Raw genomic sequence first — 11,063 nt, forward strand, 5'->3', positions numbered from 1 at the left:
ATGACCAATCCCGCTGCACCGAGCACGGCCGCACGCGAGATGTGGCCGCTGTATGCGGCCGGGTTCACGACAGCGTTCGGCGCGCACGCGGTGGCAGCCAACCTGGGCGCCTTCTCCGACGACGCGGTGAAGTCGCTGCTGACGCTCGGGTTCCTACTCGCGTTGTACGACGGCGCCGAGGTACTGCTGAAACCGGTCTTCGGCACCATCGCCGACCGGATCGGTGCCCGGCCGGTACTGCTGGCCGGCCTGGTCGGATTCGCAGTCGCCTCCGGGCTGTATGTGGTGGCCGACAGCCCTGGGTGGCTGTGGGTCGCGCGGCTCGGGCAAGGGGCGGCGGCGTCGGCGTTCTCGCCGTCAGCCTCCGCCTTGGTGGCGCGGCTGAATCCGGCGGCCAAGCACGGCCGCGCGTTCGGCAGTTACGGGTTCTACAAGAGCATCGGCTACACCCTCGGGCCGCTGCTCGGCGGTGGGCTGGTGTGGCTGGGTGGATTCCGGTTGCTGTTCGCGGTGATGACCGTCCTCGCGTTGGCGGTGGCCGGCTGGGCACTGCTCGCAGTACCGGCGGTGCCGCCGCTGCCCCGGACCCGGCAGACTGTGATCGATTTGGCCCGCCGGGTCACCGATCCGCTGTTTCTGCGGCCGACCGCTGCGCTGGCCGGGGCCACCGCGGCACTATCGGTCGGTGTTGGGTTCCTGCCGGTGACCGGCGCGGCAGCAGGGCTGGGCACTGTCGCCACCGGCGCAGCCGTGTCCGTGCTAGCCGCTACCGCCGCGCTGGTCCAGCCCCGCGCCGGTCGCGCCCTGGACGCCGGGCGGATCACCGCGCGCGGCGGCCTGACAGTAGGCCTGCTCATAGCCGCGACCGGTCTGGGCTGTGCCACCCTGCCGGGGATCGTCGGCGTCCTGCTTGCTGCAGTGTTGATCGGGATCGGAACAGGGCTGATCACGCCGCTGGGCTTCGCGGCCCTGGCCGCCTCCACGCCGCCGGCGCGTCTCGGTCAGACGATGGGGACCGCCGAGCTCGGGCGGGAACTCGGCGACGCGGGCGGGCCGCTCCTGGTCGCGGGCGTCGCCACCGCGGCGACTCTCACCTACGGCTACGCCGCACTCGCGATCGTGCTCGCCGCCGGACCGGTTCTCAGCCTGGTTCTGGCGTTCGCGAGGCGCCCCCGCGTCTAAGGATGCATCCGGCGGACGACCTCAGCCGCGAGCCGCCGTACACGGTGGGGGTCGCGGATGCCGTCGATCTCCAGGATCAAGCCGTCGGCGATGGTGAACGCCATGATCGACACCGGACGGTCGTTCCTGACTGTGACCACTCCCGGGAGACCGTTGACCAGGACCGGGTGGAGGTCGGCGCCGCGAGCGCGTCGTGCTTGCTTCGCGACTGTCGCCGCGCCCCGGTACTGCGCAGGTGGCCGGTTGGGGCCGTAGTCGGCTCGGAACACCACCTCGGGGTGGAGGAGCTCGACGAGTGCATCGAAGTCTCCGGCGTTCGCGGCCGCGTAGAACGCGTCGACGACCTGGCGCTGCCGGACGGGATCCTGGTCCGGGGCGGGAAGGTCGACGCCGCGGACTCGTCGGCGGGCGCGGCTGGCCAACTGTCGCGCAGCCACTGAGCTGCGGCCGACGAGTGGGGCGATCTCGTCGAAGGGCAGGTCGAACATGTCGTGCAGCACGAACGCCAGCCGCTCGGCCGGGGTGAGCGAGTCAAGGACCACGAGCAGCGCGAGACCCACCGACTCGGCGAGCACGACCTCCTCCTCGGGGTCGACGCCGGCCGCTGAGATGACCGGGTCCGGCAGCGGCCTGGCGAGGGTGTCAACGAGATCCTCGCGCCGGCGTGCACGCGACCGCAGCCTGTGGAGCGACTCCCGGGCGACAACCGTGGTCAGCCAGCCGCCGAGGTTGTCGATCTGTCCGGCGTCGGCCCGGCTGAGGCGCAGCCAGGCGTCCTGGACGGCGTCCTCGGCCTCGGCGACCGAGCCCAGCATGCGGTACGCCACCGCCCGCAGCCGCGGGCGCTGCTCCTCGAACCGGTCGGCGAGCCACTCGCTTTCGTCCACAGTCACACCTTCCCCCTGATCGGGCTCATCCAGGGTGAGCCCGCCGAGAGGCGGTTTGTGACCACATACTCGGGGCAAGGCCTGCCCCCGTGGACGAGCCGAGCAAAGCGGAAGGAGATAGCGATGTCCGACAACCAACAGAACCTGGTTGGAGTGCGCTACATGGTCAACGACGTCGAGTCCTCGCTCGATTTCTACACGCGCCACCTCGGGTTCACGCTCAGAATGAATGCCGCGCCGGCCTTCGCCGACGTAGTCAGGGGCAATCTGCGGCTGCTTCTGAGCGGGCCAACGAGCTCAGCCGGCCGAGCGATGCCGGACGGCACCGTCCCCGGCCCAGGCGGGTGGAACCGTATCCACCTCACTGTGAGCGACCTCGCGGCCGAAGTAGATCGTCTCCGTACCGCGGGCGTCGACTTCCGCAACGACATCGTCACCGGCCCGGGCGGACAGCAGATCCTGCTGGAAGATCCATCCGGCAACGTCGTGGAGCTGTTCCAACAGGCCCGCGACTGATCGCCGATCGGCCACTTCCTCCCAGCCCACACCCGTACTCGCGCTCACAGGCTGACTCCGTAGCTGGGTCCAGGGTTGACGATGGGATCATGCGAACCACCGAGCCGGCCGACCAGGCCGGAGTGAACCCCGAGACGCTGAGCTACGACGATCGCCGCGGCCGGCCAACCAGCCGGCGGCACCCCGTGAAGACTGAGCGCCTGACGGACCCGTGCTCTGCCGCTGAATCCACCGCAGCACCAACACACCGGCGCTGCCGGCTGATGGCCGGCGTGCTCCCACGGGCCCGTAGCGTCCATGAATCCCCTTGATCGTTCGCCGCCGGGTCGCGATCCCTTCACCGCCGGCGGGTGCGGGCATATGGTCCGGCCGAGGGGTCTTTGTGCCCGCCCGCAACAATCTCTACGGAGCGTTGCCATGAGAACTGCACGCACAGGGAGGGGGCTCCTGGCCATCGGTGTGGTGACGACCACCGTTCTCGCCATGACCATGGGCTCAGGCGCCAATGCCGCCGGCTCGCTGCCGAAGGCCGACCCGGACGCGCCCGCGGTCCAGGCCGAACCGAGCCAGCGAGAGACGAAGGGCTTCTACGACGCGCGCACGCCGAGCGCGCGTGCGACGTACGCACAAGCCGCCAAGACGATGGCCAAGGAGGGCGCTGCCGCGGAGAAGTTCCGCGACTCGCTGGGCCCGCAGGGCATCGTCTCGGTGGACCCGGCGACCGGTACTCCGAAGCAGGTCGCCAAGCTCAACGGGTTCCTCACCGGACCGAGCAGCAAGCCGCCGGCGCGGATCGTCTTCGACTACATCCGGGCGCATCCCGAGATCTTCCGGCTGACCGAGAACGACCTGCGGACGCTGCGGCTGCGCAAGGACTACCGCGACGTGGCCGGGTCCCACCACCTCTCCTGGGAGCAGTGGGTGAACGGCACCCCGCTCTTCGGCAACGGCATCATCGGGCACGTCACCAAGCGCGGTGAGCTGATCGCCATCATGGGCTCGCCGGTGCCGGGTCTGGCCGGGCTCGCCGCCCGGGCAGGTGCCGCTTCGGTGACCGCGGACAGCGCCCGCGCGGCTGCTGCCAAGGACGTCGGCGGCAAGGCGGCCGCGACCAGCGCGAAGACCGTCGCCGACGGTAAGAAGTGGGGCAACGGCGATTACGCCAAGCGGGTCTGGTTCTACACACAGGCCGGGCTGCGCATGGGCTGGGCGACCTACACCCAGGCCGGCGGCACGTTGATCTACAGCCATGTGATCGACGCGTCGACCGGCAGTGTCCTGTACCGCCGGCCGCTGGTCGACCACGCCAACGGCGATGGCCTGGTGACGGACTACTACCCAGGCGCGGCCAAGGGCGGCACCCAGCGGAAGGTCAACTTCTTCAAGGCCGGTTACCTGCAGAAGGGCGCCCAGACGCTCCAGGACGGTACATCGGTCAACGCGTTCGCCGACATCAACGACGACGACCTGGCCAACACCGGTGAGACCGTCAAGGTGCCCGGCACGAGGACCACCGCGGAGTACCGGCTGGTGCCGTTCGCGAGCAACCCACAGTGCTCGCCCGCCTTCGTCTGCACCTGGGACCCGGCGACCGCGAACTCCTGGCGGACGAACCTGAACCAGGACGTGACCCAGGCGTTCTACCTTGCCAGCAACTTCCACGACTACCTGCGGCGGTCGCCGATCGGGTTCACCGCCGCGGCGGGAAACTTCGAGACCACGGGCAGCGACCCGGTGCTGCTGAACGCGATCGACGGCGCGAACACCCTCAACGGCCTGCCCGACGGCGGCCACGTCGACAACGCGAACATGAACACTCCGCCGGACGGCACCTCGCCGACCATGCAGATGTACCTGTTCCACAACCCGGCCAACCCGGACGACCGGTTCGTGCCGACCAGTTCGGCGAACGACGCGAGCATCCTGTACCACGAGTACACCCACGGTCTGTCCAACCGGCTCGTGGTCGATGCCTCCGGCAACTCCACGCTGAACAGCGTGCAGGCCGGCGGCATGGGCGAGGGCTGGAGCGACTTCTACGCGATGGACAACCTGGTCGCCAAGGGCTTCCAGCCGAACAGCGGCCGGCGCGACGGCGAGGTCCGGGAAGGCACGTACACCGTGGCCGGCGGGCTGTTCCGCAAGGAGGCGATGGACTGCCGGGTCGGTTCGACCGCCTCGACCTGTGTCGCGCTCGACGGTACCCAGGGCGGTTACACCTTCGCCGACTTCCCGAACCTGGGCCTGCGTGGGCCTGAGGTGCACGACATCGGCGAGTTCTGGGCACAGGTGCTCTGGGACGTCCGGGAACGCTTCGGTCACACCAGGACGATCTCGCTGGTGACCCGGGCGATGGAGCTGTCCCCGCCCGACCCGTCGCTGCTGGACATGCGCAACGCGATCCTGCAGGCCGACCAGGTCGTCAACCGTGGCAAGGATGTCGCCACTCTCTGGCGGATCTTCGCGGCCCGCGGCATGGGCTGGTTCGCCGGCGTCGTCGACGCCGCCGATACGGTCCCGGCGGAGGACTTCCACGTGCCGCCGACCGGTGCCGGGGCCACCCTGCAGGGCACGGTGACGGACAAGCTCACCGGCGCGCCGGTACCGAACGCGCTGGTGTTCATCGCCGGGCACGACTCCGGCTACTCCGGTGACTACTCCGACGTGACCGATGCCCAGGGCAAGTACTTGATCGACGGAGTGCTGCCGGGGACGTACCCGAAGCTGGTCGTGGCCGGCGGTCCCTACGAGATCCTGAACCAGGCTGTCACGGTCGCGCCCGGCGGTTCGACGGTCAACTTCGCACCACGCCGTGACTGGGCGGCCGCTGCCGGTGGAGGTTCGATCACGGCCTTCAACGGTCCGGACTTCGCGCCGGCCTGCACACCGCCGTACGCGATCGACCTGTCCCAGGGCACCGGCTGGGGCAGCACCACGGGCGACAACCAGGGCACGCCGACGAACACCCCGATCCCGAAGTTCATCGTGGTGGCGCTGCCGTCGACCGTGAACATCACCACCTTCGCGGTCGACCCGACGCAGACCTGCGGCGATCCTGGCAGCGCGGCCACCGGCGGTTTCCGGATCGAGACGTCAGCCGACGGTACGACCTGGGCCACCGCGGCCGAGGGCACCTTCGGCGCGGCCAACCGCGGCCGGTACAACGAGGTCACGCCGACCGGCGCCACCGCCGGCGTGAAGTTCGTCAAGTTCTGGATGCTCAGCCCACAGGTCCCGGACATCACCAACAACTGCCCGAACGGCCCGTTCGCCGGCTGCCAGTTCATGGACATGATGGAACTGGAGGTCTTCGGTACCCAGTAGCCAGCTGCTCGGGGCCGGGAACCTCGGGTTCCCGGCCCCGATCCACGCTGCAGATCTCGCCACGACACGGATGACTACAGATGGTCACCCAGTGGATTGAGTAACGGCTCTATCGCTCACGGAGCGTGTCGCGTTACAGACCTTGCAACAAGCTGCAAATGACGTGCGCGCCTTGACCGCAAGGCTTGCTTTCCGGTGTCTGTCGGCCTCACAGTTCCCCCTCGTGAGGAAACGCTTGAGCGCCGTGAAGCCCAACCGGCGCCAGATTCTGCTGACCGGAGCGGTGGCCGTGGCCGGCACCACCGGCGCCATCGTCGCCGCCAGCCACAGCGACGCCGCCGACAGCGGCCCCTACGGCTCCGGAGTCATCGCGAACTGGCTGGTCCTCAGCAAAGCGATCTCGCCCGAGACCATCATCAAGACCGTCATCGCCAAGGACGGCGTCTTCATGTTCGGCGACAGCATCGCCGTCCAGGACGGAAAGTCCCTCGCCATCCGCCTCGCCGGCCGCACCGGCGACAGCCTGGCCGTCCACAACTGGTCCGGCCGCCCCACCACCCAAGCCGTCGACGCTCTCCAGGACTGGGCCACCAAGTACGGCATGCCACGCCGGATCCTGATGGCCACCGGCACCAACGACGTCTTCAACCCACCCGTCGTCACCGCCCAGATCAACCGCACGATGAGCATCGTCGGCCCGAACCGGACTGTGGTCTGGGTCAACACCCAGATGTGCCGGACCGCCAGGACAGCAGCGATGCAAATCGCCGATCAGCGCAACAGCGCCTGGATCAACCTCCAGCTCGCCGACGCGCAACGCAGATACCCCAACCTGCGAATCGTCCACTGGGCCGAATACCTCGCCGCCAAACCCACCCGCCTCACCGCGTACCTCAGCGATGGTGTCCACACCACCGTCCCGTACGGCCAAGACGCCCGCAACGAACTCATCACCCAAGCCCTCGCCGCCGCCAAACTCGCACTACCCCAGGCAAAGTCGAGCAAGTGATCTGACCGCCGACACCGCGGATCGGCGTGTCAGCTTCGGCGGAAGGGGCGAACGCGGCCGGCGAGGGCTGCCAGGCCGAGGAGAGTGGGGACTGCGAGCGCGACCGGGAGTGCACCGGCCGTGTCGAGGGTCTGTCGGGCGGACACGGTCAGATGAACTGGTGGCCCGGCGACCAGCGAGCCGTTCTGGGGAATCAAGACGATGTAGAGGGCGAAGTGCCCAGGGTTGACTGCCTGGACCTCCCAGTCGAGTTGGGTCTCCGCGCCCGGAGGGACCGGCTTGGTGACCTCTGACGTCCAGTCCTCGAGGTCGACGTACACGCCGTCGAGGCTGGCGACGTTGAGGTGGGCGATCGCCGGCTCCTTCAGCTCCCCGGTGACGACCGATTCCAGCGACAGCGTCTGACCCGTGACGGCGGTCAGGCTGCTCTGGTTCATCGTGATGACGGGCGCTGGTGGTGCGGGTGGGACCGCGAGCAGCACGGTGGCGATGAGATTGAGCGGATTCATTCGGACCCCACTCCTGCGGTCAGCTTGACGATGCGAGGACCGATCACGATCAGCAGGGCGCAGACCAGCACAGCCAGGACGGCCGGCGCGACCAGATAGCTGAGGTCGTGCGTCCAGGTGCGACGGCCGACCAGGACCTGGGAGACGTAGTGCAGTGCCGACCCGATCGGGTTGATGCGGACCAGTAGTTCACCGAAGCCTGTTCTCGGCAACGCGGGGATCTGCGTCGGGGCGAACAGCACCAACAACAGCAGCAGACTGACCACCAGACTGGTCTTGTTCGAGTTCGTCAGGGCGCTGATCAACAACCCCAGGCCGGCCAGGCCCAAGGCCACCAACGTCCCGACGCACAAAGCCAGTACTGCGGCTTGCCCCGTCGCCGCGACACCGCGTCCGAGCACCCACAGGTAGGGAATGGCGACGACCAAACAGGCCAACCACAGGGTCGTGGCCGCGACCAGCTTTCCGCCTACGATCCCCCGCCGTGAGACCGGCGTCAGGAGCAGCGCCTCGAAGGTACCGCGTTCGCGTTCACCGCTGATCGCGTCCGCACTGACCACCAGCGTGAGCAGCACACCGACCGACAGAGCCACCTGCACGGTGAGGTTGACGGCCTCCCGCTGCTCGAGGAAGTTCATTGCGCGGTTCGTGGCCGCCAGGTAGGTCATCGCGCTGAGCAGCAGGCTGTACGCGAACACGAGCAGCGGACCGCGTCCCCCGATCCAGAGGTCCCGGCTCTCCTGTTCGGCGACCACCAGCCAGCGGCTGCCCGGCGTACGGGTGTCGTCGAGCTTCATCGGTCGCTCCCCTCGGTGAGGCTGAGGAACGCATCGTTCAGGCTCTCCGCACCGACGGCCGCCTTGACCTCGGAGACCGTACCGGCGGCGCGAAGCCTGCCGCGATCCAGGATCAGGAGACTGCTGCACACCTGTTCGACCTCCGCCAGGGTGTGCGTGGACAAGACCACGGTGGCGCCACGTTCCCCGGCGATCAGAGCGACCGTGTTGAGGATTTCGCGTTGGCCGGCGGGGTCCAGCCCGAGAGTCGGCTCATCGAGGAACACGACGGTAGGGTCGTTGATCAAGGCCCGCGCGATGCCCAGTCTCTGCTTCATCCCGCGGCTGTAGGTCGAGATCAAGGCGCCGGCCCGATCACCGAGACCGACCTCCTTCAGCAAGCGTTGGGCGGCCATCGCGGACTCGGACCGACTCCGGCCGAACAACCTCGCGGCGTACCTCAGGTACGCCGTGCCGCTCTGGCGCGCGGGATAGCCGGCGCTCTCGGGGAGAACACCGATGCGCGCCCGGATCCTCGCCGGCTCCCGGTCGGGTATCCCCGCCACAGTGAACGAACCGGCGGACGGCCGGAGGATCGTGGTGAGCAACCGGATTGTGGTCGTCTTCCCCGCGCCGTTGGGTCCGAGCAAACCGACGATGTCACCCTGCTCGGCCACGAAGCTCAGGCCCTCTACGGCGCTGCGCGGGCCGTAGCGTCTGCTCAGGCCGACTGCTTCGAGTGTGGGCATGGCCCGACGGTAGGACGACGGTCCTGAACCCCGGCTGAACGCCGGATTCAGCCCGCGTTCAGCGAGAATGGGTCAGGATCGCCGCAGAGGAGGTGCGGGATGCGGGCGCTCGTGGTCGAGGACGAACTGCGGCTCGCCGCCGGTCTGCGCAACGGCCTCGAGGCGGAGGGCTTCGCCGTCGACGTGGCGCTCACCGGCACCGACGGACTCTGGCTGGCCCGCGAGCACAGCTACGACGTCCTGCTGCTGGATCTGATGCTGCCGGAGATCGACGGGTTCGAGATCTGCTCCACGCTGCGGACCGAACGCATCTGGACCCCGATCCTGATGCTGACGGCACGCGACGCGGACACCGACCAGGTCAAGGCACTCGACACCGGCGCGGACGACTATCTGACCAAGCCCTTCTCGTACGCCGTACTGGTCGCGAGGCTGCGAGCGCTGGTACGCCGAGGCGCTGTCGCACGGCCGGTCATCCTCGAGGCCGGCGATCTGCGGGTGGACCCAGCGGGCAGGCGGGCCTGGCGAGGCGAGGCCGAGCTGAACCTGACCACGCGTGAGCTGTCGGTGCTGGAATTCCTGATTCGCCGCCAGGGCGTGACGGTGTCGAAGCGGACGATCCTCGAACACGTCTGGGACTACGACTTCGAGGGCGATCCCAACATCGTCGAGGTCTACGTACGGCGCCTCCGCAACAAGATCGACCGGCCATTCGGGCGATCGTCCATCGCGACACTGCGAGGCTCGGGCTACCGGCTGGCGGCCGATGGCGGATAGGGGGCGATGGCAATGACGGTGCGAGTCCGGGTGACTCTTGCCGCGATACTCGTTGTCGGGCTGGCGCTGGTGGCTGGTGCCCTGATTCTGGTCGCACTGCTCGGGTCAGTGCTGACCGATCAGGTCTGTGCAGATGCCCGGGAGAGTGCGACACAACTGAGCCTTGCCGCACCGCAGGAAGTGCGGGCCTCTGGCACCGAGTTGGTGCAGCTGGTCGACCGATCCGGGGCAGTCATGGGCGCATCGGGAACACAGCGGCTCGCGGATCCAGGCACCCGATGCGTTGCGGTCGAGCCACCTGGGTACTCCGAGGACTTCGTCTTCGCCGCCGCCTCGATGCCGCAGGCGGACGGAGTACAGGTGATCGTGGGTCGGCCGCTGGTCGACGTCCTGGATTCCACCCGGTTCGTGCGGCGGGTCCTGCTGGTCGGGCTGCCGGTGATGCTAGCTGTCGTCGGGGGCGTCACGTGGATCGTGACCGGCCGGATGCTCGCACCGGTGTCGGCGATCCGGCGCGAGGTCGAGGAGATCTCCGCCGCCGAACTGCACCGCCGGGTGCCGGCGGTCCACAGCCGGGACGAGATCGGCAGACTGGCCGCGACGATGAACCGGATGCTCGACCGGCTCCAACAGGCACGGGACAGCCAACGACGGTTCGTCTCCGACGCCTCACACGAACTCCGCTCCCCCATCGCGTCCATCCGCCAGCACACCGAGGTCGCGCTCGCACACCCGGACCGATCCTCACTGGAAGAACTGGCCGGCACCGTGCTCGCCGAGGACCTCCGGATCCAGTGCCTGGTCGACGACTTACTGCTGCTGGCTCGCGCCGACGAACAGAACTTCTCCCTGCCGAGTTCTCCCGTAGACCTCGACGACCTGGTCCTGGCCGAGGCCTGTCGGTTGCGCACGGCCACGACCCTCACCGTCGACACGTCGGCGGTCTCCGCCGGTCAGATCCTCGGCGACGAGAACTCGCTCCGCCGGATGATCCGCAACCTCGGGGACAACGCGGCCCGCTACGCCCGCCACCGGATCACCCTCACCCTGACCGAAACCGCCGACCAGGCGGTCCTCACGATCTCCGACGACGGACCCGGCATCCCCGTGGCCGATCGCGAACGGATCTTCGAGCGATTCGTCCGGCTCACCACAGCCCGCGACCGGGCGGACGGCGGAACCGGCCTCGGCCTGGCCATCGTCGCCGAAGTCGTCCGCCTACACGGCGGCACCGTCCAAGCCCGCAACCATCCTTCCGCCGGCGCCGAGTTCGAGATCCGACTGCCTAGCGCGGCCACACATCTCAAGCCGCTGCCCTGATGCCGGCGGGCCCG

General features: G+C 68.7%; 10 protein-coding genes. 6 read left to right on the top strand and 4 right to left on the bottom strand.

Going from position 1 to position 11,063, the window contains the following annotated elements; translation table 11 throughout:
• Entirely contained in the window at positions 1-1,182 is a 1,182-nt protein-coding gene (locus tag EV648_RS06700; RefSeq protein ID WP_199234454.1) for an MFS transporter, read from the top strand.
• Here the strand turns inward: EV648_RS06700 and EV648_RS06705 are convergent.
• Complete coding sequence (locus tag EV648_RS06705) at positions 1,179-2,069, bottom strand: sigma-70 family RNA polymerase sigma factor (protein WP_132286753.1); 891 nt, start codon at positions 2,067-2,069, stop codon at positions 1,179-1,181. The genes EV648_RS06700 and EV648_RS06705 overlap by 4 nt on opposite strands.
• Before the next feature lie 123 nt (positions 2,070-2,192).
• Here EV648_RS06705 and EV648_RS06710 point away from each other — a divergent pair, with 123 nt between their 5' ends.
• The 3 genes from EV648_RS06710 (at position 2,193) to EV648_RS06720 (ending at position 6,918) form a co-directional block, all read left to right on the top strand.
• Complete coding sequence (locus EV648_RS06710) at positions 2,193-2,585, top strand: VOC family protein (RefSeq protein ID WP_132286229.1); 393 nt, start codon at positions 2,193-2,195, stop codon at positions 2,583-2,585.
• Between the two features lie 417 nt (positions 2,586-3,002).
• Positions 3,003-5,909 (top strand): M36 family metallopeptidase, encoded by a 2,907-nt coding sequence (locus EV648_RS06715; protein ID WP_132286232.1) that lies wholly within the window; start codon positions 3,003-3,005, stop codon positions 5,907-5,909.
• A gap of 223 nt (positions 5,910-6,132) precedes the next feature.
• Positions 6,133-6,918 (top strand): hypothetical protein, encoded by a 786-nt coding sequence (locus EV648_RS06720; RefSeq protein ID WP_241994937.1) that lies wholly within the window; start codon positions 6,133-6,135, stop codon positions 6,916-6,918.
• A 29-nt stretch (positions 6,919-6,947) separates the two neighbouring features.
• Here the strand turns inward: EV648_RS06720 and EV648_RS06725 are convergent, their stop codons facing one another.
• The 3 genes from EV648_RS06725 to EV648_RS06735 are packed head-to-tail and all read right to left on the bottom strand — an operon-like array spanning position 6,948 to position 8,952.
• The gene (locus tag EV648_RS06725) at positions 6,948-7,427 is read right to left on the bottom strand and encodes a hypothetical protein (RefSeq protein WP_132286235.1); all 480 of its coding nucleotides are present in this window, start codon (positions 7,425-7,427) and stop codon (positions 6,948-6,950) included.
• Complete coding sequence (locus tag EV648_RS06730; protein ID WP_132286238.1) at positions 7,424-8,224, bottom strand: ABC transporter permease; 801 nt, start codon at positions 8,222-8,224, stop codon at positions 7,424-7,426. The genes EV648_RS06725 and EV648_RS06730 overlap by 4 nt, the downstream gene beginning before the upstream one ends.
• A complete protein-coding gene (locus EV648_RS06735) occupies positions 8,221-8,952 on the bottom strand; it encodes an ABC transporter ATP-binding protein (protein WP_132286241.1) in 732 nt (243 codons plus the stop codon). The genes EV648_RS06730 and EV648_RS06735 overlap by 4 nt, the downstream gene beginning before the upstream one ends.
• 99 nt (positions 8,953-9,051) lie before the next feature.
• Between EV648_RS06735 and EV648_RS06740 the strand changes: the two genes are divergently transcribed.
• Together EV648_RS06740 and EV648_RS06745 are read left to right on the top strand one after the other, a co-directional pair.
• On the top strand, positions 9,052-9,729 hold the full coding sequence (locus tag EV648_RS06740) for a response regulator transcription factor (protein WP_132286244.1): 678 nt from the start codon (positions 9,052-9,054) through the stop codon (positions 9,727-9,729).
• Positions 9,730-9,741: 12 nt separating this feature from the next.
• Positions 9,742-11,049: a cell wall metabolism sensor histidine kinase WalK gene (locus EV648_RS06745; protein WP_158293919.1), complete on the top strand. Its 1,308-nt coding sequence runs from the start codon at positions 9,742-9,744 to the stop codon at positions 11,047-11,049.
• Positions 11,050-11,063: the final 14 nt, after the last annotated feature.

The organism is Kribbella sp. VKM Ac-2568, from assembly GCF_004345365.1.
Taxonomy (GTDB): Bacteria; Actinomycetota; Actinomycetes; order Propionibacteriales; family Kribbellaceae; genus Kribbella; species Kribbella orskensis.